This window comes from Fictibacillus sp. B-59209 (assembly GCF_036216745.1).
In the GTDB taxonomy this organism is placed as follows: Bacteria; Bacillota; Bacilli; order Bacillales; family Fictibacillaceae; genus Fictibacillus_C; species Fictibacillus_C marinisediminis.
The window spans coordinates 171,621-198,256 of record NZ_JARMMC010000021.1 but is presented as its reverse complement, the minus strand read 5'-3'; the positions used below and the strand labels follow the sequence as shown (position 1 = coordinate 198,256).

Genomic DNA, 26,636 nt, shown 5'->3' with positions numbered 1-26,636 from the left:
CTAAATTATACTATTGAAGTTTCTATAAATTTTAACTTCAATTTATCTAATGTTCTAAAACCAAAGCTATCTTCCCATTTAGACTCTAGTATGTTAATTTCATATAGTTGCTCTAAATTATTCATCTTTTTAGCCAATGATAAAAGTGCTTGCCTTGTTACTGTTGCTCCAATACAATAATGTACCCCTACTCCAAAAGTTTGGATTTCGGATGAATTAAGTTCACTTATCGTATCCGCTGGACAATACTTTTTAAGATCTCTATTTCCAGATGATATAAACAAGATGACTCTTTCACCCTTTTGTATTTTATTAGACTTAACAACTAAATCTTCCTTTGAAAGTCTTGCGCACAATGGGAATGGACACTCTAATCTAAGTGTTTCTTCAACCATTTGTTTATTCTTTATATTTCTTACTTTGTATTTAATATGAAAATAAATGTATGATTTAACAGAACTTAAAAAAGGATCATGGCCATCGACTATTAAATTCACAATTAGAGCCAGGCTATCATCATTTAGTCCCACTTCTTTAATCATTAAATCCAATAATCTGTTTTCAGAGTACCTTTTATTTTCGATAATTTCTGAAATTGTAGAGTATGTATTATTTATAGATGTAATTGTTTTTATAGCTTCTTCATTATTGTGAGATGGAACCCATAAAAATTTCAAAGCATCCTTTGCCTTATTTAATATATTTGAATAGTCATCTTCATTTATTCCGAATAATGAGGCAAAAAAATTATTTGTAAATGGTATTGCTATATTATTAATAACATCAACATCGCCTAAGAATATATTTGAATTTGTAATTAAATTTAAAGAGGTATCTGCTATTTGGGTTACTTCTCTATTTATATTAGATATGGGCTTTTGAATTTTTCTTTTTAAATGAATATGTTCTTCTCCATCCATATACATTAACCATTTAGAATAGAAATTATTAAGAGCTTTCTTATATTCGTCATCAATATTGAACATTTCAATATATTTACTTTTTCTTTTGGCTGTAAACCTTTCATCTTTTAAGATAAGATTTATTGTTTCATGATCAAAGACTACCCATGATTTAAAATATTCATCCCAGTAAAAGCCTCCTCTTTTTTGTGCTTCAAGGTAGTAACTATACCTATCATCCAATATTTTTTTAATCGTTAAATTTTCCATATGTTACCTCCTTTTATCTGTAATTATCTTGTAATACATCTCATTAACTTGTCAAGAAAAATTGGAATATACAACAAAATATACCAATAAATTATAAATTATCTATTTTATTCCAAAAAAATGTTGAAATTTCTGATTTTATGGAATAAAATGAAAATAATCTTTGAAGGAGGTGAATTATTTGGGACAATCTGCAGTATTAACTATTAAAGACTTTTCTAATGTTGAATCTGTAATTACTCCTGTTCTTTTAGTTTCTGAAGAAAGAAAAGCTCTAGACTTGGCAGAGGTTGTTGAAATGTATGAAACACGTTTCCAACATGAAAAGATTTGTTGTAACTCTTCTGCTGACGCATTTGATCATCTATAAAATAAAGACTCCTAAAATATTTTATATTTTAGGAGTTTTCTATAAAAGGAGAACAGTATCATGTCTATAACACAATTCAGAAATGACTCTAAACTAATTAACATAGTTTTTAAAGATAGATTAGATAGAAAATTCACGATTGAATCGAGAATAAATGAACCGATTACAACCCTTCTAAATAGAAATCATATTCCTATTGATTCAGTAATTGTCAGAAAAAATAATGTTATCATTGATGACTGGCAAGAAAGAATAGAACACGATGGTGAATATACAATTGAAATGGTAAGGGCTTATCATTTACCTGATTTTCTTTCTTTACTTCGTCTTTGGGATACAAAAGCTGCTCAAGGAAAGATTAAAATCAGAGAAGATTCTTTTTATACTAAAAGGATGTTTCTACACAATGATGATGATGGAGATTATACTGCTACCCAAACATCCTTTAATAAAGAAGAATTCGTTCAATATATGGAGAAAACCTTTAGCGATGGTATAAATTTACATAATCTTATAGAACCAGGAGAAACAATCGGCCTGGCCATGTCTGGTGGAAGAGATAGTCTCTCACTTGGATATTTTTTAAGTAATACGAAAAAAGATCTTCCAGATTTTAATATCTCTTCAATACATGTTGGGACATTCTCTAAACCAGCTGAAACAAAATTTGCTAATGAAATTGCAAATCAATTCGGCTTTGATTTTAAATTAGTTAATGATGATGATGTTAAAAAAATATTTAACCTTAAAGTTTCACCTCATGAAGTTTTAGAATTCATTAAATATGATTTAAATAAGTCATACTCTATAGGAGCTACACACGTAATAATGAGAGCAGCAGTAGAGTCTGAAGCAAAAAAACAAGGTCTTAAAAAAATCACTTACGGACTAATGACAGAGGATATTATGGCTTCTATTATTAAAAGTATGTTTGTAGGAATGCCTTTTTCTGGTCCAATAAAAAAATCATTTGGTAGATTTGATTTAATCTATCCACTATGGTCAATTTCTAAAAAAGAACTAACTCTATATTTAGAAGCAATGGTTCCGCAACATAATAAGCAGGGAAGCCCTTCTATTTTTGAAAGAGGAGCATTTTCAAGAGATATTTATTATCTAGTAGCTGATACAATTGAAACAATTCTTCCTGGGGCAGGAATGCAGTTATTTCTTGCTCAAAAAATGACTAATGAATTTTTGAAACCATACCAGTACAGCGAATGTAAGAACTGTGGTGTAACTTATTCACTTTCCTACAGACCTGAAAAACATAATATTGTTTTAGATGCACATGATGATTCCGACCAAGAACTTTGTGATCTTTGTAAAATTCTAGAAAAGCACAATTATATCTCTTAAAATGTCAAATAGACTACTATTTAAAAAATTACTTTATTCACAAGTAACAGCAACAATTGGCGAGTTGTTTTTAACAATTGCACTCGCCACTCTAGCTGTTCAAATTACGGGTTCTGGTATTGCAGCAGCATGGTTAATTTCAATTAATGCGGTAGCTACCTTTACAATTGGTTTTACCGCAGGGCCATTAATCGATAAAAATTCACGTAAAAAAGTTATGCTTATCTCTGATGTAGCAAGAGCTATACTCTTAATACCTTTCTTCTTCTTAACTAAAGAAACATTTTGGGTAGCATATATTTTAACTTTTCTTTTGGCTTGCTTTAATTCACTTTTTCATCCAGCAAGAGAATCTTACATTCAGACATTGTTTAAAGGCGAAGAAAGGTTAGATATTATAACGACTGTTCAAAGTTCTTTATCTATTGTTTCTTTATTGGTCCCGAGTATAGCTGGTTTATTAATATCGTTAATTGATATAAAAATTGCTTTTGTAATCAACATACTTACTTTCATTATCTCAGCGTTACTTATATTACAAATCAAAAGTGATCCCAAAAACGACATAAAAGAACATAAAAATTTTCTGGATACTGCATTATCTGGATGGAAATATATATTAACTAATAAACGCCTCGTAAATTTAAATATAACGAGGGTCCTATTAACCTCTGGTATAGCAATTTTTTCTGTAGTGAGTTATCAACTGTTGGTAGATACATCAAAAATATTAAAGGATGATATTTCATTTATAACTTTCCCATTACTCCTTGGAATTGTTTCCAGTTTACAAGGAATTGGTTCCTTAACAGCAGGTTTAACTATTAAAAAACACAAAAAATACCTAGCTGATAAGCAGCAACTATTAATGGTCATTGCGGGAATCATATTTGCAACTGGCTATGCAGTTTGGGCAATTGGTTCTATTTATGTAATTTTAATAGGTAGTTATTTTATTGGTTTAGCGTTGGTAATAGGAAGAACTGGTATTATATCCTACGGTCAAGAAGTAGCCGATCCGGAATTTATGGGAAGAGCAATAACGGCAGGTGATGCAATGGCCAGAATAAGTCATATTTTAGCTATGGGACTAGCTTCATCTTTACTTCTAGTAACAAATTCTAGAATTATACTGATCATATCGATATTATTTTCCATCTCCATATCTCTTTTAAATATAAATAGAAAGGAAAAAAAGATCCATGACCAATCTTTCAACAAAACAAGCTGATTGCACAATTCCTTCAATGATAAATGTAGAAGAACAAAGCGATTGGTATAAAACGTACTTTGGAAAAGATTACTGGGAGTTAGTTGAGTATTCTTGCTCAACTATAGAAGTTACTGAGCAAGAACTCGACTTTTTAAGACCCTTATTTGATAAACACAATGTAAAAAAAGTACTAGATTTATGTTGTGGGGTGGGGAGACACTCAAATAGGTTAGCAGAAGAAAACTTCTTAGTAACTGCTGTTGATATTAATGATGAAACACTTAAACTAGCTGAGAAGGAAAATCCCCAATTTAATAAAGTAAATTATAAATTAGATGATATTAGAACTGTAGATCTAAAAACAGAAGAATATAATGCAGCTCTTCTAATGCAAACATCATTTGGGTACTTTTCTAATTCTGAAAATATAGATTTAATAAAGAAGATAAATTCTTTACTAGCTGAAGAAGGCTTATTAATTATCGATATTCCAAATAGAGATGGTATGATAAAGAACTTTAGTGATAATGGTTGGACCAAAATTAATGATAAGTATTATTTAGTTTCTCATCAATATGATTATCTAGATAACAGAAGAATAACAACAATGAAGGTATTAGATTCTCAGGGTGAGAATTCTTATTATAATAGTATTCAAATGTATTCACTTGCTGAAATCAAATTTCTATTAGAATCTAATGGGTTCAAAGTAATAAGTTTATTTGGAGATTTTTCAAAAGAACATCTAAGATTCGATAATAATTATAGAAGGCTCCAAGTTGTTGCTCAGAAGGTAAAAAGATAGGAGTATAAATAGTGGATGAGAAATCAATCAAAAACTTGATTCTATATTATTCCAAAGATAATCGCTTTCATTACAAACAAGAATCATCCTTAGCTTTTGAAGGAAAGACCCCTGGATGTGATGATCATATAGTTCTTTATTTTAAATCTGAGTCTAATGAAAAAGTTACAGTTTCATTTACAGCCAAAAGTTGTACTCTCTCTAGGGCATGCACAGCAATTTTATTAGAACAAGTGAACCAGCTTACCTTAAAACAGATTGATAAACTAGACTTTTCTGCTATTACTTCAGTTATTGGCGATAAAATGGCTTATTCAAGAGTCACTTGTACACGTTTAGCATTTGATACATTAAAAGGAGCTATTAATCAAATACTAAGATATGAAAAAGCCTAATTAATTATTAAAAATTTTAAAAAAACCTCCCAATCGATATAAGGCCATTTTTCGTGACCAATACATATCATTAGGAGGTTTTTGTTCGTTTACAATATTAAATTGTATTTCACTTAGTTAATTGGTTTTATAGAAGAAAAAAATAATTATAATCAAACGAATCTATACATTAAAATATCATCTACATAGTTTTCATTATTTATTTTAATTTCTCTAACCTTTCTGCCTTCTTCTAAAAAGCCCATTTTTTTGTATAATGATATTGCTCTTTGATTTGAAGATAAGACACCTAGACCAACTTTTTCAATTAAAGTATTTTTTTTAGCCCAATTTAGCAATTCATTAATTAATTTCTTGCCAATCCCCATACTTCTATATTCTTTTTTAATCATCATTCCTATTGAACCTACATGCGATAACCTTATTCGATTTTGCGATAGGAATACAATCCACCCAACTATTTCATTATTCATCTCTGCTACTAGCATAGTTTCTCTTTCATTTTCCAACAACAATCGAATCCATTCTCTTTGATGATCATCAGTTTTTTTAAATTCAGCTGATATAGTAGGTAAAAATTCCCCTTCAGCTACAACTTCTTTTTGAATAGTTAATACTGCTAAAGCATCTTCCAATTTTACGGTACGCACTTTAACAATTACCTCTTTATTTAGATTCATAAATTCCACTCCTTGAAAATAGCATTTTATAATGCATTCTATACTGGCTGGAAGTTTCCTTCTTCCACTAATTTGCCACGCTTTGGATAACTGGAATATAAGATGTAAGACTTAACTTTTTTTAACTTTCTGTATAGCAATCTAGATTTCAGCTTAAGTTAGTCAAAACTCGCCAATCGTGTATTCAGTTATGGTTCCTTTTGTTTTGAGAGAATATATAAGTGGGGTCATGCAATTAAGTAACCTTTTAAACTGCTTTAGCATGTAGACAATGCCTTTTGTCTACATGCTTTTTATGTAAAATTATATTTGCCGAGGAGTCAAATCGGTTTCGGCTGCTGAATGACCATATCTTTCTTTACGGATTCTTCCATTCTCGCTGCCAGAGTTTGAATATAAGAATCCGTAAGCTTGGATGGATAGTAGCCCATCCGCTCGCGAACTAGGTTTTCTAATACAAAACATTTACGTGTTGCCCGCTCGTATTCTAAAAAAGCGTATTGCTCTGCTCCCGAAAATTCATTTGCTCCCTCTTTCATCGCTTGAATAAATACGTACCGTTGCTGATAGATGTCTGCTCGTTCTTTTCTGGCAAACTTTAAAAGAAACAACAGTTCAACCGTAGAAAAATTCATTAGTTGCGCAGTACTTTTATTGAGATCTGATAGAGAAGGCTGGGAAGCCGGCAGGAAGTTTTTTCGCTTTCCATAATCCTGAAGATCCCCCCTGCTGATTTGCATTTCACAAAATGAACAATAAGAAGAGAGAGGGCTAAGAGCCACTTTCGTTCCACAATAAGGACAAGTTTTCAATTTTCAATTTCTTCATCCTTTCCATTTGTTATTTTGATTTTGATCGTTGACCTTCTTTTTTTGTTTTCCCTTTTGACTTACGAAACGAAGTCGTTCCCAAAAGGGGAGGATTTTTCCTCTTTTGCAAGTAGAACGAACAAGGAGTATAGAGAAGGGGTCAAGGGAGATTTGAGCAAGAAAGTTTTTTATGTTGCGCAGCGTTTTTAATAAAAAAGTTTTTTGCCCCTTGACCCACTCGCTCTCCGACTTAGCTTTCAGCAGATGGTGGGCGAAGCCTAGGAGGCTCCGGCTGCTGAAAGGTTAGTTCGGATTACGTGCTTGTACGATTCGGAAGGCAAAAGGGAAAAGACCAATGAAAGCAGGCGTTAGCCTGGTTCCCTTTTTTCTTTCCTATTGTGGATCTTGATCTTCGATTTTATATTTTCCGGCTCGTTCGGTACGACGGCGCCAGCCGTAAAGAGAGCGGAACCTACGGCATGTAGGCTTAAGCCGTACAGACCGTGGTTATCGCTCCCTTTAGTGCCGAAGCGACACGTACAGAATGACAGAGAGCGTTCTTTGCTTTCTGATCAGTCTGTAGTGCAGCCGCCCGCGGATTCATTCTATCCCTTTATTTCAGGTCGTTCCCTTCTTTCTTTCCATGTCTACATCGATTTCAATCGATTTTTTTCTTGTTCACAAAAGGCTTGTACCGTGGATAGATGCCAATACTTTGTTCCACTGCCTAAAAAAAGATCAGCTTTTGGCACTTTACCTCGTTCATAATATAAGTTCAGCTTCTGCCGGTCATACCGCACTCCCTGATCACTCAAATACCGGGCAAACTCAGTAAGATTAAGATACTCAGAGCCATCTTTAATATAACTATAAAAGGGTTTTTGAATGAGATAGGTCTCTTTTTGAAAATACCGTGTAATCAATTCTAATGCCAGTTCAAGCCACTCATCATCTAGATGCTTATACAGGAGAGCAAGATTAAACTCCTCCTCCGGCTGTTCAAAAAAACTTCCGAGCTGTAAGAACGTCCGCTTCACCGGTTCCAGCGTTGATAGAACGGCCTCATCGTTATAAGAATGCTTTTCAAAATGCATTCGCAAATCCGGAAAAACATTTACAATCTTTTTCGTCGTATTTTTCATGGGTCTCCCCCTTGTATACATTGTATACTCAGAATACCCCATTTTGTTTATAATGTATACAAAATGGGAGAATAATGCGATTTTCCTGTTTGACATAGCAGCTCTTAATAAAAGGGACATCTATAAGCGCGCCCCTTAAAGGTTATTATTCAAAATGTAATAGAACCCTAACTAAGTCAAAACTACATTTTGTAATTAATGGAAATTGTGTATACTTATCTTGTACCTAACTTTAGAAGGGATGAATTATTATGGATCAACTTAAATTAAACGAAATGCAAGAAAGTTTACTAGTTCAAATAAAAGACCGTATTAAAGTTTATCAGCAACATATGAGAAATTCGGATGTTGATAGGTGTCATGCTATTATGACTGTTATTTCTCCTCTTGCTACTAACTTGCATCACTCATTAAGCGTTGAACCTTCTTTCTCTGAAGGAGTATTGGAAGGAGCAAAAGAAGAGGGGCTTGAAATTCCCAGCATTGCTTTTTATAGTCATTTTCATGCTGTTCAAGATTTAGTAGATTGGCTAGATCGTGAAGTAGCACATGCTGAATAGTTTAAAGCTGAGTAAAAAAGGGAGAATTTTCTCCCTTTTTTTTATAGATCGTTATTTTCTTTCATGCTGTAGTATCCGGCATTGGCGTTGACAATCACGTGATCCAATACCTCAATCCCTAGGATCTTGCCGCATTCCACCAATCGTCGTGTTACCTCAAAGTCTTCTCGGCTGGGAGTTGTATCCTGGGATGGATGCTGGTGGCTAAAGATGACAGATGCGCTGTTGTTTAAGATTGCGGCCTTAAACACCTCTCTTGGCAGCACCAGGGAGATATTCAGCCCTCCCACATGCGCACGATGCACAGCAACCACTTGATTCTTCGTATTCAGACACATCACAAAGAAGACCTCTCTGTCTTCATCCCCGATAAATCCAGCAGCTACTTTTGCTGCATCCTCCGGCGATCGGACCATATACGTTTCATCAGCCTCTACCTCTCTGATTTCCTGCTTTATTCTTACCACTTCATACACGTTTTCCATTGTTCCTCTCTCCCTTCTTCGTTTGAAGGGATCAGAACAATTCGCGCAAACAGGGGGAAGGGTTCGCTTACGAAGAAGCGAACTTGCCAGAGAGGGGTAGGTAAAGCCCATGCATTACAGGCTTTACCGTTAGAAAGCGAGTGAAGCCCAATGACTTAGGGATTGTTGGGCCACGCATTATCCTTATGAAATCGCACTGCTTTTCAAAGTCGTAGAAAGGGAGCTTGTCCATCAAAACTACTTTTTGTTCTTCTTCCAACCTCATCGCACCTGAGAAAAGGCCCTAAAAAGGGCCTTTTTCGACTAAATACTTATGTTCTTTGTTAGTGATTATATTATGTGGTTAAAATGAATCGGTGTTAAGCCCTTATTTCAGTTAATGCATATCAATAAGTCACTGTCATATAAAACAGCCTCTCTGTTCTTACCGCTAAATGAAACATAGCAGACTGTTTTACCTTCCCTGGTTTGCTCCATTTTTATGACTTTTCCTTTGCCTTTTAAAAAATCTTCCTTGTAGCTTCGATCCTCTGTTGTATCAGCTTTGTTTATGATTACCTTTACTTCATCGCCAATTACTAAACTTGTAATTTCGCTATAAGGTTCATCTACTGTAGCTTCGTAATCAGCTTCCGTCATTACTTCGAAAAGGTCTATTTGTTCCATATGCAATTGCTTACCCCCTTGTTTTTCGTCATTACTTCCTTAAGGTAGATCCTCAAAAAATTGATAAAGTAATCCAGTATATTCTCCACGCCTTGATCTTAAACGATGGATATCTCAGGTGACAAGTGAAAGCTTTTGAAAGCGACTGGTTTGAATATGGTTAATGATTAAATTCATTCGTTTTTAAGCTACAATAACCTGCTAAAGTGATAAATCTCGTACTATTTTTTATATGTATTTTTCATTACTTAATTTTTACTCATTTCTCTTCAGCTTCCTGCCCTTTAATTCAAATTAGCACTTGCTGGCCTATGTAAAACAGAACTTACAAATAAGCGTTTAAGTTAGATCTAGGAGTTTAGTAGTATTTTAAAATAATTATATAACAGTTGTTGACGATTCATGTCTGTTATAATACAATGAATTTAATTAAAAAACAGGAGGTAATGCTGAATGTTGACGTTGGAATTTTATCGTAATTTGCCAAAGAAGCAATGCCGGGAATGCGGAAAAACGATTGAGGAACAGCATGAATCATACGTTTATGAATGTGAGAGATGCATGGGACAACATGAAGCATAGGTGATCGTCAATGAATAATTTATGCAACTCCTAATACCCTGTTTGCCGTGAAAAGGTGAGCAGGGTATTATCTGTTATAAAACAGTTTAGTTTCATAGAGAACCAAGATTCTTTAGTAATGAGAAAACCGCCCACCTTATAAATGAGACGGTTCTCTTAACCTGTAAAGTGCTATACCCATTAATTGAAAATCAAGAATACTGCAAGGAATGAAATCCCCATTCCTAAGATAAAAAAGAAAACCACGTTTTGTCATTTCCGAACAATCGGTTCCACTTTGCACATCAGAGTTTATGTTACTTTCGTTCAGACGTATCACTGAGCAAATAAAAAGACAGGTCTTGGTGACCTGCCCTGTCTTGATTAATTTCGAAGTGTCAATAACTTATATAAGCTGTTATTCTCAATCCTCTTCGCCCTCGTCTTTGTAACGATTTTTTGTGCCATGCCTGATTTCCTGGTTTCATTGACCCTCTCATTTGTTAACTAACTTTTTCATCATAATGTATTAAGATGAAGAAATTGATAGATTTACCCAATATTTAAAAATTATTACAATCTTAATTTTGGATTTACAAAGCCGGCAATCGGCAAAACAGCATTATACTACTTGTTTTACATAAACTTTTATCAACTCTTGATTCCCCCTGTTTATACGCTTATAGGCATCTTGTGGCTTTGCCTTTTATAGATTCATAGAGTATGTATCTTTCCACCATCAAAAAGCCCTTGAAATTGTAGAATACAGGGCTTTCAAATTTCTTTTCCTTGTTATTACTTAGATACAATAATTCTCCCTTCCGTTTTTATATTGATAACACCCAACTTCTTTGCGTACTCTATCAATACTTCAGCATCCGTTCTAGCATTGGCCGCATCAACGATGAGATCGCTTGGACTAAACATAGTAAACCCATCTCCCCCGTAAAACATATAATTTGGCATAGCTACCTTATATGTTTGCTGAAGATTAAGGGGTTCGTGGTTAACTAGGATATCTCCTACTCGCTCTCTAACAGGTTTATTAGGGTTATAGGAATATTGCATGCCTGAAACTTGTAAAAATCCCCCACTCAGATTTTCTACTCTTGAAACCCCATTCTCAAGCGCAGCACGAATGGTTTCTCCTTTAACATTCGCTAGAATGACTTTATTTCGAAAAGGAAGAATCGTGAAGGCATCACGAAGGGTAAAGTCTCCGGCAGGAATACTAGATCGGATCCCACCACCCTGCATGAAACCGATATCGGCATTGTAATAAGAGCGATAACTATCCGATACAAAATTACCGATATTGGTTTCCTGATACCTCGATTCATGGTTATTCCCATAAATAAGAGGAGTCTCTAATTGGGCGATGGTTTTTCCAAGTTCCTCCTCTAACTTGTTTTGATAATAAGTTGCAAGCTCTTTTAATTTTGGATCCTCTGGTACAGTATGATCGACCTCCAATATTTCTGGTTTCAATTGAATGTCTTTTCCGTGTTTTGTGATATCTAACCGAACCACTGACCCAATGTTTCCTTCTGGAGCCAATATGTAACGATTCTCAAATTTATATATAAATGATTGATCTTCCGCATTTTCTTCTGTAAATACGGCATTAATTTCGGGAACAGCGGCTAATAACTGTTTGTCTTTTTCAACCGTTTCTTGTGTTAGAGCAAAAATGATGTCTACTTTTTCCGATTCCTTCATCCTTTTAACCGCATTCCTTGCAGATTGAATAAGATCCTGCTGAACAACCTGCCCATCTTGTGATGTTGTGTCCATATTATCTGTAAGTCCGATAAATCCGATTTTCATTCCCTTACTTTTAATAATTTTGTAAGTTGGAACATTGGCAAAAGGTTTTCCATAAGAATCTATTAAATTAGAAGAGATCCATTGGAAATTTGACTGCTCGACTAGTTTCTTCGCTACATCCGATCCAAAATCAAAATCATGCTGTCCGAAGTTAGCCAGATTAACGTTGATTTCATTAAAAGCTTGTACCATTGGAAACCCTTGAAACACACCGCCAAATAGCGTACCGCCCCCGAGATCTCCGCCGAATGTCACAATTGTCTTTTGGTTCTCTTCTCGAACACGATCAATAACTGTTTTAAGTCTCGCAACACCACCGCGATCTCCGTATTGATTCACAACTGGACTTATTTCATGCGCATCATTAAAATACAGCACCGTTGCTTTTTGCGGGTTTTCTTTTGCTGCCGCTCTAAAATCACTCATTAGAAAAGAGCAAATAGCGATGACAGAACTTAATAGGACAAGAAAAAAGCGATTCATAAACATTCTCCTTTGTATTTATTCTATTAAAGTATACAAGTGGTTTGTAACATGAATGTTAAGGATTCATTAAATTTGACAGAATAGTAAGAAAAAACAGAAGAAAAGAAATCGGCTATAAGCCTGTCTGTTCTGAAAACGGAGATGAGTCGCTCTGAATCTGAAAGAGAAAAAAAAGATCCTTCATCCGAAAGGTCTAGCTATTGATTTCATGCCGCCTGGATAGTCAAACTGGTGAGTAGAAACAATCTATTATTTTCCTTCACAAAACAAGTGGTTTTATGACAAAATAACCCTCTACTTGATATAACTGTATTGTGCAACAATGAAATTAAGAGAACCGTGAAGTCTTCAGGAGAAGGGAGAGTAGGAATTATGAACATTTTATCTTTCAAGGTATCCGCTTCTGCATTTACGATCTTGAAAATTGTAGACTTTTATCGACTATCCAAAGCAATTGATAGTGACATTTACCTATATAAAAAAAACGGAGAGTCGTTCAGGGTGGAATGCATTCCAAAAATCGTTTCTTTTATCCTAACCATTAAGGAACGTGATGTTCTTCTTATTATTGTCGATGGAATCAACGCTATCAAGGACGGAGAACGCCTAAAACAAGTTCTTTGCTGAACAACATTAGCTTATTAGCTTACCGCATCTTTTGAAGGCGTGATTACCGCAGCGTACCTCCGCTTCCATCTACATATGGCGGTTCATATTGTTGGATCGAAACTACACAAAAACCTTTCCAACTAATGAGATGGAAGGGTTTTGTTTTTGAATTCAAGGATATATTCCCGAATCTTAGTAAAGGAAACAGATTGAGAAGATGAACTGGACAATCCAGCCTAAACATTCACTCGTTCCAGTTTGGATAATCAGCCTCCTCCCGGTAGGTTCGATTAACGTATATCCTTTAAAGAACCAATGTTTCTAATGGTGATATCACGGGATTGGCTTTGCTCATTAGCTTAGACAAGTGTTTTTTTTGCAATGGCTGCAACATCTGAACCCCTCTTACTATAAAAGTAGAGCATGTATAAAAAGAAAATGAGTCAATCAGGAGAAGGATAGAAAACAAGAAATACCTCTCCAATCAGAGTCATGCACAATGATCGTCTATTCCATCCATTCATGAGATGTGAAAGCGTTTTACAATTACCTTATAAAATCTCTTGATTCGTTATACTCCGGAATAGGCCATGAAACCTCCATCAACAGGGACGGTAATGCCTGTAACAAAACCGGAATATGTTTCATCCGCGAGCCAAAGCAGCGTTCCAAGCAAGTCCGCTGGCTTGCCAAACCTTTTCATAGGTGTACCGGCAATAATTTTATTCGACCGGTCTGTATAGCTTCCATCTTCCTTAAGCAGCAGATTCCGATTTTGCGTGGTTAAGAAGAAACCGGGTGCAATCGCATTTACGCGCAATCCCGTTTCGGCAAAGTGAACAGCCATCCACATCGTAAAGTTATTGATCGAGGCCTTTGCCGCGCTGTAGGCGGGTACCTTCGTCATTGGGGAAAATGCGCTCATTGATGAAATATTAATGACAGCCGGTGACTCGGCCTGCAGCAAAGCTTTACCAAACACTTGGGAGGCGAGAAATGACCCGGTGAAGTTACTCGCAAAAACTGTAGAAAATCCGTTCTCATCCAGATCAAAAAATGATTTCCCGGCCGTCTCTTCTTCATAGGTTTCGGAATCGGTAATGGCATCCGGATGATTGCCTCCTGCTCCATTAATTAAAAGATTAACTGATCCAAACGTATCCAAAATTTGATCTTTTGCTTTTTTTAACGATTCCCGATTCAAAACGTCTGTAGAAACAGACAGAGCTGTACCGCCAGACTGTTTAATATTGTCCACAACTTTTTGTCCTTTTTCAGCCGTCCTGTTCAATATTGCAACTTTAACACCATGTCGGGCAAGCTCTTTTGCCATTTCGGAGCACAGCACACCGCTGCCTCCGGTTATTACAGCCACTTTGTTAGTTAAGTTTTCGTGAATAGGAATCATACACACCCACCCCTGTTTTCCGAGATTCATAGGCATCCCATAATCCGTGCAAATACATGATTCCCATCGCGCGGTCATATAGCCCGTACCCAGGCCGGCATTGTTCGCCCCAGATGTGACGCCCATGATCAGGTCTTACATAGCCCTTATAATCTTGTTTGTTTAACTCTTCAACGACACCCTGGATATTAATAGATCCATCCTGTGTGTAATGCGAGGTTTCTACAAAATCCCCATTTTCATAGATTTTCACATTGCGAATATGTGAAAACGGGGCGAGTCCTGCATATTTTCTTGCGATTTCAACCATATTATTGGAAGGGTTTGCTCCCATAGATCCCGTACACATGGTAATTCCATTGGACCAAGAATCAGAAATCGCCCTCAGTTTTTCATAGCTTTGCTCACCGGTAATGATGCGTGGTAAACCGAAAATGGACCACGGTGGATCATCCGGATGGATCGCCATTTGAATGCCGCAAGCCTCTGCCACCGGCAATATTTCTTGCAGGAAAATTTCAAGATTGGCCCACAGCTTTTCTTCATCCACCTCTTTATAGGCTTCGAAAAGTTCCGTAATACGTGCCATTTTTTCAGGTTCCCATCCAGGTAGTATCAGATCTGACGCTTCAGCCACCGTACGGATGAGCTCCTGAGGATCCAAATGATTCACTTTTCCTTTTTCATAAAATAAAGCGGTGGAACCATCTTTTAATGGATGAAACATTTCTGTTCGCGTCCAGTCAAAAATCGGCATGAAATTATAACAGATCACTTTCACTCCATAGTCTGATAGATTGCGGATTGTCTGTTTGTATTTTTCGATATACTTCATGCGGTCTTCGTTTCCAATCTTAATGGATTCATGCACATTGACACTTTCTACGACGTCAGCATGAAAACCATGGGATTTGATATACTCCACTTCCCCTTTAATTTCATCTTTTTCCCACACTTCTCCAACCGGCTTTTGATGAAGAGCCCAAACAATCCCTTTTACTCCTGGAATTTGTTTTACATTTTCCAGTGTAACCGTATCATTGTCACGTCCGTACCATCGAAATGTAATATTCATATCACACCACCGTATTTTCTGTTATTTTGTTTCTTAGGAAACTGGAATGTTTGCAATCTGGCTTTGTTCACACGTTAACATTTTATTAAATGAAATCACCCGTTTAACAGGTCAAACGGGCTAAATCGTTGTAAGGTCTTTTACAGAATCTCTGATCATTAAGGTGGTGTTCTCAAATATTCGTTCGCCTGGTTGGTTGCTTGAAATGGCAGAGAGAATCTTTTTGGCGCCTTCTATACTTATGTTTTCAACCGGACGTTTTACCGTTGTAAGCTTCGGAGTCGAATATTGAGCAAATCCGATATCATCAAAGCCAACGACAGATACATCATCAGGAACGTTTAAACCTCTTGCGAAGACGGCGTTCATCGCCCCTATGGCCATGTCGTCATTGGAACAAAAAACGGCGGACGGAGGGCATTCCAGCTCTAAAAGGGTATCCATCGCGCGGTATCCGCTTTGTATATCATAGTTCCCCTGAACCTGATATTCCATCTGAATGGTTATGCTATTCTCTATTAAAGCCGCCAGGTAGCCTTCTTTACGTTTTTGAGAGGATTTAAATCCTTTTTTTCCTTCAATAAGAGCAATGTCGGTATGACCCTTCTTGATCAGATATTCGACCGCCAGACGGGATCCTTCTTGTTCATTGGACAAAATGTTAATGATGCTTCTGTTATTGATTTCGCGGTTAAGAACCACCAACGGGATGTTCTTCTGAATCACGTGATAAATGAACGTATTGTCCCTATCGCTTTGGCTCATTAAGATGATCCCGTCAAATCTCATCTTGTTGATCGAGGAGTAGTCATCGTAGTCGTCGATTCCCCGCACGAATAAATTATACTCCTGGCTAATCACACTATTTACACCTTTAATAGTATCCGCGAAAAAACTTGGTGATGTTCCATTGCTTATGCTTGTAAAGAACAGGCCTATGGTGTGGGATTTCTGCATCACTAGGTTCTTCGCATTGTAATTCGGCGTGTAGTTCAGCTGTGAGACAATCTCAAGAATTTTCCTTTTGGTAGGTTCTTTTATTAAAGGACTGTTGTTTAACGCTCTCGATACAGTCGTGTGTGATACATTGGCCAATTTGGCGATGTCTTTTATCGTTACCATGTTTTTTCATCCTTTTACAGCAATCCTTAATATGGAGACCTGAGGTTGCATTTTTCTAACACAATGGGCTTCTCAGCTAATCCGGTGTACATTTTCAAAAATTAACATGTATCCTTGGTACTCGTATTTTCCCATTAGATTCTCCGCTCCGTGATTTTGACCGGTATTCGAAGCAGATAATATGGATGTTCTTACAAGGTTGGGCTGACGGGTTGGTTATTCTGTTTTTCCTGAAAGTTAAAGTACTCTTTTGCATTATTATAGGCAATTCCCTGAACGATACTTCCGAGGAGTTCCATGTCCTTTGGCACTTCACCATTTTCAACCCATTCACCAATGAGATTGCAGACAATCCGTCTAAAATATTCATGTCTCGTATAGGAAAGAAAGCTTCTGGAATCCGTGAGCATCCCGATAAAACGGCTGAACAGCCCTACGTTGGACAGCGCTTTCATTTGTTCGAGCATTCCATCCTTCGTATCATTGAACCACCAAGCGGTCCCGTACTGAATCTTACCAGGTGTAATACCGTCTTGAAAACTATTAATGATACTGGCAATTACATAATTGTCTTTAGGATTTACCGAGTAAAGAATCGTTTTGGGCAGCAAATTTTCACGATCGAGTGAATCTAGCATTCGGACGAGGGGCTTTGCTATATCATCATCGTTCATAGAATCAAAGCCTGTATCCGGACCAAGCACCTTAAACATTTTTGTATTGTTGTTTCGTAGAGCGTTAATGTGAAATTGCATGGCCCAGCCTAGCTCTGCGTATAGTTTGCCTAAAAACCTTAATGTATAGGTTTTGTACTTTCTTTCGTCATCCACAGAAAGTGTGTTTCCAGCCAATCGGGCTTCAAAAATTTCCGCCACTTCTTCCTTTGATGTTTCTTCGTACACCATGGAATCTATTCCATGATCGGAAACCCTGCCACCTACCGAGTGGAAAAACCGTACTCTGGATTCCAGTGCCTTTAAAAATTCATCATAATTGTTTATGGAGCGATCTGCGACTTCTTCAAGCTTCTCAACCCATGGAAGGAAACTCTCACGTGAAATTTCCAATCCTTTATCCGGACGGAAGCCGGGTAGAACACTTACCGGAAATTCACCGCTTTCCTTTAATAACAAGTGGTACTTAAGACTGTCAACAGGATCATCCGTTGTGCAGATGACTTTGACATTGGATTTTACAATTAAGTCTCTCGCCCCAAACTCTCCTTCCCTTAGGAGAGCATTGATTTTCTCCCAAATCTTCGGTGCGCTTTTTTCGTTTAATATTTCATGAATACCGAAAAAACGCTGTAACTCTAAGTGCGTCCAGTTGTACAATGGATTGCCGATTGTCATCGGGACCGTTTTCGCCCACGCCATGAATTTATCATAGTCTGAGGCACTTCCCGTTATGTATTCTTCCAGGATTCCGTTGGCTCTCATGACCCGCCACTTATAATGGTCTCCAGATAACCAGGCATCTGTAATGTTTTTAAAGGTTTTATTCTCATAAATTTCTTTTGGACTTAAATGGCAGTGATAATCAATAATTGGCAGCTCACGTGCATAATCGTGGTACAGCGTGACAGCGGTTTCATTGTTCAACAGAAAATTTTCTCCCATGAATTTTTCCATTTCATTCACCATCTTTCTTATAAAGTCCGAAATGTTAACGATAACATTTTATTTCAAAAAAAAAAAAGAAGAGATTATTTATTAACCCATTCCTTTTTATTTTGTTATTTGTTAACGTAAACATTTTTGTTTGTACTTTATTGTACCTTTTTATTTTCCGAAGTTCAATGATTCTTAGAAATTTTCTGAATTTAAGTATTTTATAGTGAACTATCGCGCTACATAGGTTATATCCTAAATTCCGATTGAGTATAAGTCTCCTAAACAATCGTTTAATAATTAAAATCCTCGCGTTGGGGTAACTGATAAACTCTTTTAAATTGTTACCCGCCGAGTATATCATTTTACAAAAAAAGCTTGTAGACTCAATGGTCTACAAGCTATCAAGTGTTTCACATTTACTGATCCAGTGATCAAAACCCTCTTTTATTTTGATCCATTGTAATTGGTTGGTCGCTTCAAACACAACATCCGCTTTCTGTAGTGTGTGGCCAACCCCTACTGCAAACATTCCGCTTGCCTTGATGGATTCAATTCCTGCTACTGCATCTTCTATACCTATAGATCTTAGAGGGTCAGCACCAAGTCCGCTGCATGCGGTTAAGAATATTTCCGGATCTGGTTTTGATTTACTTATTTTTGCAGCATCCGCACAAAAATCAAAGGCAGCTTCTAGATCTAATGCCTTTAACACGGTACCCGCATTTTTCGAAACAGAAGCAAGACCAATCTGAATCCCCTCCGCTTTAATATTGCGAATCAGCTCAGGAATACCCGGTAATACATGTTCTGGTTTCAGGTCGTTTAAATAAAGACGGTAATGATCATTTTTCTTATTCGCCATTTCTTCTTTTTCTTCTGTGGAAAAGTCATGTTGCCGATTTCCGTATTGTAAAATCAACTCAAGGGAATCCAGCCGACTGATCCCCTTTAGCGTTTCATTAAATGTCTCGTCAATGGTAATGCCTATTTCATTGGCTAGTTGTTTCCAAGCTAAAAAATGATAATGGGCTGTATCTGTGATGACACCATCAAGATCAAATACTACAGCTTCAATCATACTTTTTTTCATTTCCTACTCCCTTTCTCTTCGAAGCAGAGCCGCGATATTACGAGCTGTTCTCTGTATATTGGGAAACGCGCTGCTCATTATCGATTCTGTTGGCAATAGCGCCGGAATCGTAGGAAAGATTGCATCGATACCATGGTTGTAAAGAACTTCACTGCCTTCACCGACACTGCCGCAAATCGCTATGACTCTAGCATGGAGAGGAGCACAAGACGCAACACCGATCGGCGCTTTGCCGTATAACGTTTGGCCATCTATTCTTCCTTCCCCGGTAATGACAAGGTCAGCATCATGACAGATACCCTTCACATCTAATTCTTCGAGTACCAGTTCGATTCCCTTTTTCAGTTTCGCGTTTGCAAACAGCAACAGCCCTGCTGCAAAACCTCCCCCTGCACCACTGCCTGGCACAGTAGAAACATGCTTGCCTAAATGGTTTTCTGCCATTACATAGAATTGACCCATCGCCTGATCCGTTTCTTCTAACCTTTCTTCGGGCAGCCCTTTTTGAGGACCATACACATAGGTGGCACCCTTTAGGCCTGTTAAAGGATTATCCACGTCTGCTGCAATGGTGATGTTTACATCATCTAAGCGTTTATCACGATGAGCATCAGACATCGATGTAATGTGAAAAAGATCCTGGCCGGTGCCCTTTGTTAGGGCTCCAGCCCGATCAAAAAACTGATAGCCCAGTGCAGAAGCCATTCCAACTCCACCATCATTCGTAGCACTGCCACCTACACCAATAATGAGTTCTTTAGCCCCTCGATCCATGGCATATCGTATCAGTTCCCCCACACCATAAGACGTGGTTTGTAAAGGATTGCGCCGAGCGGCAGGAACGAGATGTAATCCACAGGCTTCGGCCATTTCTATAAACGCCTTTTTACCATCACGGGTTAAAGCGATTTTCGCTTGAACAGGTTCACGAAGTGGCCCGGTTACAGAAATACTTTGGATTTCGGTGTCATTCGCGGAAGCCAGCGCATGAACGGTTCCTTCCCCGCCATCTGCAATGGGGAGCAAATGATAGTCGGCTTCAGGAAAAATGCTCTCAAAGCCGGCACGAATGGCTTGAGCCACTTCATCTGCAGCTAAACTTTCTTTAAATGAATCTGGTGCAATCACAACTTTCATGGTTTACTCCTTATGAGCGGAGCGATTTCAATTCGATCTGATAAAAGATACTCAGAACCGTGGATTTCAATCATGACATCTGGTCCTGAAACCTTTGTCACAACGATGTGCTCCTTTTTCAACTGAATGTTTAAAGTGGCCCCTTGCCAATGTAACGGAAAAGCCATTTCAGACCAGTTGGCCGGTAAGATGGGATTTAAGGTTAAACGGCTGTTATTAATGGATAGGTTCGCAAATCCGAACACAGCCGCTAACCAGATCGCTCCAAGTGAAGCAGCGTGCAGCCCTTCATCCGATGAATGAGGATTCGGGCCTAAATCTATTAAACAAGCTTCCTGGAAAAAGCGATATGCCGCATCATGTTCACCGCATCTTGCGGCCACGATAGCATGAATCGCTTTGCTCAGCGAAGAATCGTGGATGGTATGCGCCTCGTAATAATACAGATTTTCCGATACGACGCTGCTTGAAAACAGCTCTGGAAACAGATACAGCAACATGACGACATCCGCTTGCTTTAAAATTTGCATTTCATTTACTTCATCTCGTGAATAATCCAATAAGATGCCCTGACTGCCCTGATTGACTTTGTAGCGTGATAGATCAATCTCAGGCTTACTCAAAAATGTATCATCCTGTGGAATGATTCTGTTCGCATTCGGCTTCGGTAAATACAAACGGCTAAGAAAATCCTGTCCCCGCGTTTTGAGTAACTCATCTCTGTCATCATATTTTTCCATAAAGTAAAGCGCTTTCTTTACATTGTAATAAGCCATATAGTTTGTATAGGCATTGTTATCAATATGCTCGGTATATTCATCCGGCCCTATTACGTTCTTAATAGAAAGCTGTCCGTTTTCTTCTGTTGAACGGCTGATCCAGAAACGTGAAGTCTCCTTAAGTAAAGCCAGCCCTTCCTTTTTCATAAACTCGTCATCCTGAGTATTTTCATAATACTGCACAACAGAATAGGCGATGTCTGCTACAATATGATGTTCCGCTTCAGCAGAAGCGACTTTTTGCCGTGTCCCCGTTCGGATATTAATGGCCGCAAATTCAGGCGTTTCTTCTTTTCCTGACAACGCACTCTCCCATGGAAATAAAGCTCCTTCATATCCATTTCGTTCCGCCTTTTCCAGCGCGTGCTGCAAATTTAAGTAGCGGTAACGTAGCAGTTTCTTCGCCGTTTCCGGTTCAGTAAAAAGATGAAAAGGTAATATGAACATTTCGGCATCCCAAAAAACATGTCCTTTATAGCCTTCACCGGTCAATCCTTTAGCCCCTACACTAAATCGTTCATCGTGAGCAGGTGTCATACCCTCGATTTGAAACAATGCATAGTCAAGAGCAAGCTGGTCAAACTTATTCTCAGAAGTGACCTTGACACGTTTTTGCTGCCAGGTTTTCTCCCATTCTAATGCTGACTTTTCTAATAACGCATCATAGCCATATGGTGCATGCGCTTTTAAGGCTTTCAAACCGGCAGTTGCCGGATCTTTTCCAGCTTCACCTTGATCAAGAGAAGTGAATACGGTTCCAAACTTTTCGAGAGTAAAAGGGATGTTTTCGATGAGATCCGCTTTTATCGTGGTCAAGAGCCTGCGATTTTTGGCAGCAAATGAAACATCGCTCTTCAAGGAGCACTTACAGGCTGTAGTTATTGCGATCGTATGTCCGGACTCTGTCGTTTGATAAACACCTTGCATGACTTCCTCGTTAAACACTCGGACATTCTCTACACTGAGGTGTTGAGTCCCGAAGTTGGTTTGTTGAGCATCAATACCTGTCATCATTTTTAATGTGGCTGATCGATCCAAACTGGTAACCGTTACTTTCGTGGCAAGTAAATGCACATCATGTTTTGCTGTAAACCGTTGAAAAAGGAATTGGAAACGCGCACCTGAGTTGCTTCTCCAGAGAATCTCACGCTGTATTTCACCCATTGCAAGGTGTAACCTTCTTTCATAAGAAAGAATTTCGCCATCCATCAATGAGAAAAGTTCCCCGTCAATCTCCATCTTTATTCCCGTTAAATCAGGTAGATTAACTAACTCCGACGTTTCGTTCTCATTTGCTTTATTATAAATACCGGCGACGTACAGCCCTCGGGTTTGTTCCGAATAGTCTTCTTCAAGGGCACCACGCACACCTAAATAACCATTTCCTAAGGTCATTAAACTTCCATATTTATTGAGATAATGTACACCGAATTTTTTGTCATATAATACTTGTTCTTTCATCATAGGGATACACTTTCACCCTTTTCCGCAGATTGATAGAGAGCTTCAATTAGTTGTTGGATGATGTACCCTTCTTTTGAGTCTGCGATCATAACATCTTCTCCAAAGCACTTGTCTACAAATGCAGCCATACTCTTTTGATGCCGTTCTGGATCTGCAGTCTCCCTTTCTAAAAGTGAGACGAGTTCTCCCCTTTTATCGGTATAGATCTGAGCCGGAAAAAGAGTGGCTCCTGCTTGATCTCCACAAAACTGAACATTCATGATCGAGGTTTCCTTAATGTTTAAAGCAAAAGAGGTTTCCAATTGTAACAATCGGCCGCCTTCTAATTCGATAAAACCAAAAAGTGAATCCTCAACTTCAAACGTTTCCGGGTCCCATTCTCCAAACGTTCCATACGATTTTTTGTTCCCGATTTTCTGAAACATTTTAGCCGTTACTTTCTCAATCTTCGGGTAACCTAGTACATATAAAGCAGCGTCCAGCATATGGACTCCTAAATCGATGAGGGGACCTCCCCCTTGCAATGATTTATTGGTGAAGTTTCCCCAACCAGGAATCCCACAACGACGCAAGGCTTGGGCTTTCACAACATAGATGTCGCCAAGCATTCCTTCCTCGACTTTTTTTCTAAGAAGGGAGACATCTTCCGCAAATCGATGATGAAAGTCATAGGCAAGGACGCACTGGTTTTTCTCCGCTTCTTGCTTCATTTTCTTTGCCTCATCCGCCGAAATAGCTGGCGGCTTTTCACACATCACATCACAGCCATTTTCCAGAGCCTGCATGACATGTTCATAATGAAATCGATTTGGCGTACAAACACTGACGATATGCGGTTTCTGTGCCGCATACATCTCAGCGGCATCTGTATAGTAGTAAGGAATCCCATGACGCTTCGCGAAGTTTTTCACCCGATCGGCGTTTTGTCCAACCACAGCAACCAGTTCAATGTCATCCCGTGAGAGGTAATAAGGAACGTGAACCGTTTCCGCTACTTGTCCTCCTCCTATGATCGCCACCCTTTTTTTACTCATGATGTAACTCCTCTCACACTAATGCTTCTTTTAGGTGATGCAACGCTTTTTTGTATTCTCCTTCTGGATCGTTCCCTCGAACACGGCACTCTATGGTTAAAAAACCGTCATAGCCATCTTTTTTCAATTGATTAAAATGCTTTTTGAAATCAATCGAGCCACTGCCAGGCTGGAAACGGTGATTATCCGCAAGATGAATATGTCCAATTAAATCACGTTGTAGATGTAAAGCTTCGGAAATACCATCCTCTTCAATGTTCATATGATAGAAGTCTGCGATAATTTTTACGTTCTTCAAGTTATTTTCTTCTATATAACGGCGCGCATCAGCAAGCGTATTAATCATATGGTCTTGATACCGATTCAATGGTTCTAAGAAAACAGTGGTCGCTGTTTCTTCTGCCGCTTTATCTAAGTAAAGAAGGGAGTCACTTACTGCCTTCCAATCTCCTGATTGGCTTCTTGGTGAAACCATTGGTGGCAAACGATAGGTGAACATGCCCCAGGCTGCGGGAACAACTATTCCTTTTCCCCCTACTTCCTGCAAGGCTTTTAAGATTTGCTTCATTTCTGCTAAACCGTTTAATCTGCGTTCTTCGATAAAGTCACCGATCCATCCGCTATAACCGCCACAGGCTGTTGTCACGGGCAGTCCGGTTTCAGAAATCGCTTCTTTTATTTCCTCTAAATGATCAACCAATAGTTTTCCGTCAATTTCGAAGCCATCAAAACCAGCTTCCTTTAGATAGTGAAACTTCTCCCTGATGTTTTCCGGAAAAAACGCTTGGTTTTGTGTACCAATTTTCATGGTTAAACTCCTCCTACATGTGGCCAGTTTACTTCAATGTAATTCCCATCTTGATACTTAGCTCTGGATGCTGATCCACGTAATGCATATATGCTTGATCACTCTGCTCAAAAGGCACGATTGGATCAATGATATCTTCGCAATTCAGGTAACCATTCATTAATAATTCCCAGCATGTATTTTCAATTCGTTTACGGGACCAGCGCGGGTAATCCGGATTGGGTTCGCTTGCTGCACGGGAAAACACGATTTTCGCATTGTTAAAATGAGCTTCGCGTCCAAAATTCAATCCTTCTGGAAAAGGCTTAGTAAAGGCAACGTAAGAGATGGTGCCTCCATAGGCAATTCCTTTTAATGCCGCTTGAAGAGCTGCAGCATTTCCGCTTGTTTCAATAATGGAATCCGCTCCGATTTTATGGGTGAGCTTTTTCACCTCATATCCGACATCACAGGAAGTCGGATCAAAACATTCATCGGCCCCATGACGAAGAGCGATTTCTCGTCGATGGCTTAGAGGATCAACTCCAACAACGATGCTCGCCCCGGCTTTTTTAGCAAGCTGGATTGCGATTTGGCCGATCGCACCCAATCCGACAACAACCACATAATCGCCTGCACGTACGTTGGCATCACGAACACCGCTCATGGCAAATTGGGCCGGATCATAACAAACCGCATTTTGCCATTTGGCCCCCTCGGGCATTTTGCGTAATCGGTGGTTATCCACCGCATTGACGATGACGGTTTCCATGATGGGTCCATACGTACAAACCATTTCTCCGACTTGGTACTCTATTACATCACTGCCGATTTCTACGATTTTGCCGACAACCATATTTCCCAATTGAAATTCACCAAAAACGATACCAGGCTTTTCCCCCTCTTCTCGGGGCATGAACATGCGCCATTCTTCAGAAAAATCCTCGTCTATAAAAGGAGTCAACCCACGGAAGTCTACCACTTCTGTACCGTGTTTAGGTGAGGCGAATTCCACTTCAATTTTGGCCTCATTCGGTTGGATTGAACGGTCTTCATAGTCTAAAAATGCGGCTTCTCTTGGTTTTACTGCAACTAGCTTTTTCATGATGTGATTACTTCCTCTCGATTTTTTGGGGAATTTACCCTTTTACTCCGCCTTCGGTCATGTTCCCTTTAATAAAGTGCTCGGATACGGCATACATGATCACGACTGGCAATGCGGTTACGAGTGATGCCGCCATCATTCGGCCCCAAACGTAATCTGGTGTACTGAACAAGGCATTCAAGCCGATGGGCAGCGTGAAGTTTGCTGAATCGGATAAGAAAATGGAGGCAAACAAGTAATCGTTCCAAGCCACCATAAACGAGTAGACGAAAACTGATATAATTCCGGAAATGGATAATGGAATTACAATATAGAAAATGATCTGCACCCGGTTTAGTCCATCGATCATAGCCGCTTCTTCAAGGTCATCCGGTATCGTATCAAAGTAACTTTTCAACATGAAGATGGCGGTTGGCAACGTTTGTACAATCATCGTTATGATGATCGCCGTTTTAGTATCGTATAAACCAAGACCAGAGATGATTTTGAATAAGGGCACGACAAGCAAAATGCCCGAAAACATGTAAACCGTGTAAAAACTTGCATTGATTGTGGTTCTGCCCATAAATTTTAATTTCGACAGGGCATATGCCCCAAAGATCCCAATAACAACGGCCAAAGTAGCTGCCGTGAGGGCAACGGTTAAACTGTTTTTAAAATAGGAGAGATACGGGAAAATATCAGGATTGAACATGTCCACGTAATGTTTAAATGTCCAGTGTTGCGGAAGTAACGTCGGATTCGTCGCAACCGCTTCCTTCGGACTTTTAAAGGAGGTCATCAGCATGATAAAAAAAGGAAAAAGGGACACGGTCAACAGGCATATCAGCCCAGTGTAAAACGCCACTTTTTTTGTTGCTCTTGACTTTTTGCTGCTCGCCAT

At 38.5% G+C, this 26,636-nt stretch carries 26 protein-coding genes; 8 read left to right on the top strand and 18 right to left on the bottom strand.

The window, feature by feature from the left end; translation table 11 throughout:
- Positions 1-5 precede the first annotated feature (5 nt).
- Positions 6-1,172 (bottom strand): cytochrome P450, encoded by a 1,167-nt coding sequence (locus tag P4361_RS18615; RefSeq protein WP_328090470.1) that lies wholly within the window; start codon positions 1,170-1,172, stop codon positions 6-8.
- 181 nt (positions 1,173-1,353) lie between these two features.
- Between P4361_RS18615 and P4361_RS18610 the strand changes: the two genes are divergently transcribed.
- From P4361_RS18610 to P4361_RS18590, 5 genes are read left to right on the top strand one after another with little or no spacing between them, the layout of a single operon-like run.
- Complete coding sequence (locus P4361_RS18610) at positions 1,354-1,542, top strand: hypothetical protein (RefSeq protein ID WP_328090469.1); 189 nt, start codon at positions 1,354-1,356, stop codon at positions 1,540-1,542.
- A gap of 60 nt (positions 1,543-1,602) precedes the next feature.
- The gene (locus P4361_RS18605; protein WP_328090467.1) at positions 1,603-2,901 is read left to right on the top strand and encodes a hypothetical protein; all 1,299 of its coding nucleotides are present in this window, start codon (positions 1,603-1,605) and stop codon (positions 2,899-2,901) included.
- Position 2,902: 1 nt separating this feature from the next.
- Positions 2,903-4,132 carry an MFS transporter gene (locus P4361_RS18600; protein WP_328090465.1) on the top strand — a complete coding sequence of 410 codons (1,230 nt, stop codon included), beginning with the start codon at positions 2,903-2,905 and terminating at the stop codon, positions 4,130-4,132.
- On the top strand, positions 4,104-4,919 hold the full coding sequence (locus tag P4361_RS18595) for a class I SAM-dependent methyltransferase (RefSeq protein WP_328090463.1): 816 nt from the start codon (positions 4,104-4,106) through the stop codon (positions 4,917-4,919). Before P4361_RS18600 ends, P4361_RS18595 begins: the two co-directional genes overlap by 29 nt.
- Before the next feature lie 11 nt (positions 4,920-4,930).
- Positions 4,931-5,314 (top strand): iron-sulfur cluster assembly scaffold protein, encoded by a 384-nt coding sequence (locus P4361_RS18590; RefSeq protein ID WP_328090461.1) that lies wholly within the window; start codon positions 4,931-4,933, stop codon positions 5,312-5,314.
- A gap of 152 nt (positions 5,315-5,466) precedes the next feature.
- Here the strand turns inward: P4361_RS18590 and P4361_RS18585 are convergent, their stop codons facing one another.
- From P4361_RS18585 to P4361_RS18575, 3 genes are all read right to left on the bottom strand, one after another.
- Positions 5,467-5,994 (bottom strand): GNAT family N-acetyltransferase, encoded by a 528-nt coding sequence (locus P4361_RS18585; protein ID WP_328090459.1) that lies wholly within the window; start codon positions 5,992-5,994, stop codon positions 5,467-5,469.
- Positions 5,995-6,314: 320 nt separating this feature from the next.
- A complete protein-coding gene (locus tag P4361_RS18580; protein WP_328090457.1) occupies positions 6,315-6,806 on the bottom strand; it encodes a hypothetical protein in 492 nt (163 codons plus the stop codon).
- Between the two features lie 644 nt (positions 6,807-7,450).
- The gene (locus P4361_RS18575) at positions 7,451-7,945 is read right to left on the bottom strand and encodes a hypothetical protein (protein ID WP_328090455.1); all 495 of its coding nucleotides are present in this window, start codon (positions 7,943-7,945) and stop codon (positions 7,451-7,453) included.
- A gap of 251 nt (positions 7,946-8,196) precedes the next feature.
- Here P4361_RS18575 and P4361_RS18570 point away from each other — a divergent pair, with 251 nt between their 5' ends.
- A complete protein-coding gene (locus P4361_RS18570) occupies positions 8,197-8,505 on the top strand; it encodes a hypothetical protein (RefSeq protein ID WP_328090454.1) in 309 nt (102 codons plus the stop codon).
- Between the two features lie 41 nt (positions 8,506-8,546).
- On the opposite strand, the gene P4361_RS18565 is transcribed toward P4361_RS18570, so the two are convergent.
- A complete protein-coding gene (locus P4361_RS18565) occupies positions 8,547-8,990 on the bottom strand; it encodes a JAB domain-containing protein (protein WP_328090453.1) in 444 nt (147 codons plus the stop codon).
- A gap of 372 nt (positions 8,991-9,362) precedes the next feature.
- The gene (locus tag P4361_RS18560) at positions 9,363-9,662 is read right to left on the bottom strand and encodes a hypothetical protein (RefSeq protein ID WP_328090451.1); all 300 of its coding nucleotides are present in this window, start codon (positions 9,660-9,662) and stop codon (positions 9,363-9,365) included.
- A 447-nt stretch (positions 9,663-10,109) separates the two neighbouring features.
- On the opposite strand from P4361_RS18560, the gene yhfH reads away from it, so the two are divergent.
- Positions 10,110-10,238: a protein YhfH gene (yhfH, locus tag P4361_RS18555; RefSeq protein ID WP_074440588.1), complete on the top strand. Its 129-nt coding sequence runs from the start codon at positions 10,110-10,112 to the stop codon at positions 10,236-10,238.
- Between the two features lie 774 nt (positions 10,239-11,012).
- Here yhfH and P4361_RS18550 read toward each other — a convergent pair.
- Complete coding sequence (locus P4361_RS18550; RefSeq protein ID WP_328090446.1) at positions 11,013-12,527, bottom strand: bifunctional metallophosphatase/5'-nucleotidase; 1,515 nt, start codon at positions 12,525-12,527, stop codon at positions 11,013-11,015.
- 375 nt (positions 12,528-12,902) lie between these two features.
- Between P4361_RS18550 and P4361_RS18545 the strand changes: the two genes are divergently transcribed.
- On the top strand, positions 12,903-13,157 hold the full coding sequence (locus P4361_RS18545) for a hypothetical protein (protein WP_290399135.1): 255 nt from the start codon (positions 12,903-12,905) through the stop codon (positions 13,155-13,157).
- Positions 13,158-13,710: 553 nt separating this feature from the next.
- Here P4361_RS18545 and P4361_RS18540 read toward each other — a convergent pair.
- The 11 genes from P4361_RS18540 to P4361_RS18490 form a co-directional block, all read right to left on the bottom strand.
- On the bottom strand, positions 13,711-14,547 hold the full coding sequence (locus tag P4361_RS18540; RefSeq protein ID WP_328090445.1) for an SDR family oxidoreductase: 837 nt from the start codon (positions 14,545-14,547) through the stop codon (positions 13,711-13,713).
- Positions 14,519-15,622 (bottom strand): mannonate dehydratase, encoded by a 1,104-nt coding sequence (uxuA, locus tag P4361_RS18535; protein ID WP_328090444.1) that lies wholly within the window; start codon positions 15,620-15,622, stop codon positions 14,519-14,521. The genes P4361_RS18540 and uxuA overlap by 29 nt, the downstream gene beginning before the upstream one ends.
- A 120-nt stretch (positions 15,623-15,742) precedes the next feature.
- A complete protein-coding gene (locus tag P4361_RS18530; RefSeq protein ID WP_328090442.1) occupies positions 15,743-16,744 on the bottom strand; it encodes a LacI family DNA-binding transcriptional regulator in 1,002 nt (333 codons plus the stop codon).
- A 191-nt stretch (positions 16,745-16,935) separates the two neighbouring features.
- Positions 16,936-18,375, bottom strand: coding sequence for a glucuronate isomerase (gene uxaC / locus P4361_RS18525; protein ID WP_328090441.1), 1,440 nt, complete (start codon positions 18,373-18,375; stop codon positions 16,936-16,938).
- Between the two features lie 373 nt (positions 18,376-18,748).
- Positions 18,749-19,447 carry a beta-phosphoglucomutase gene (gene pgmB / locus P4361_RS18520; protein ID WP_328090440.1) on the bottom strand — a complete coding sequence of 233 codons (699 nt, stop codon included), beginning with the start codon at positions 19,445-19,447 and terminating at the stop codon, positions 18,749-18,751.
- Positions 19,448-19,450: 3 nt separating this feature from the next.
- Entirely contained in the window at positions 19,451-20,584 is a 1,134-nt protein-coding gene (locus P4361_RS18515; protein WP_328090439.1) for a glycerate kinase, read from the bottom strand.
- Positions 20,581-22,827 carry a glycoside hydrolase family 65 protein gene (locus tag P4361_RS18510; RefSeq protein ID WP_425590282.1) on the bottom strand — a complete coding sequence of 749 codons (2,247 nt, stop codon included), beginning with the start codon at positions 22,825-22,827 and terminating at the stop codon, positions 20,581-20,583. The genes P4361_RS18515 and P4361_RS18510 overlap by 4 nt, the downstream gene beginning before the upstream one ends.
- Entirely contained in the window at positions 22,824-23,861 is a 1,038-nt protein-coding gene (locus P4361_RS18505; protein WP_328090438.1) for a Gfo/Idh/MocA family oxidoreductase, read from the bottom strand. Before P4361_RS18505 ends, P4361_RS18510 begins: the two co-directional genes overlap by 4 nt.
- Before the next feature lie 13 nt (positions 23,862-23,874).
- Positions 23,875-24,669, bottom strand: coding sequence for a sugar phosphate isomerase/epimerase (locus tag P4361_RS18500; RefSeq protein WP_328090437.1), 795 nt, complete (start codon positions 24,667-24,669; stop codon positions 23,875-23,877).
- A 28-nt stretch (positions 24,670-24,697) separates the two neighbouring features.
- Positions 24,698-25,753 (bottom strand): zinc-binding alcohol dehydrogenase, encoded by a 1,056-nt coding sequence (locus P4361_RS18495; RefSeq protein WP_328090435.1) that lies wholly within the window; start codon positions 25,751-25,753, stop codon positions 24,698-24,700.
- A 34-nt stretch (positions 25,754-25,787) separates the two neighbouring features.
- The gene (locus P4361_RS18490) at positions 25,788-26,636 is read right to left on the bottom strand and encodes a carbohydrate ABC transporter permease (RefSeq protein ID WP_425590288.1); all 849 of its coding nucleotides are present in this window, start codon (positions 26,634-26,636) and stop codon (positions 25,788-25,790) included.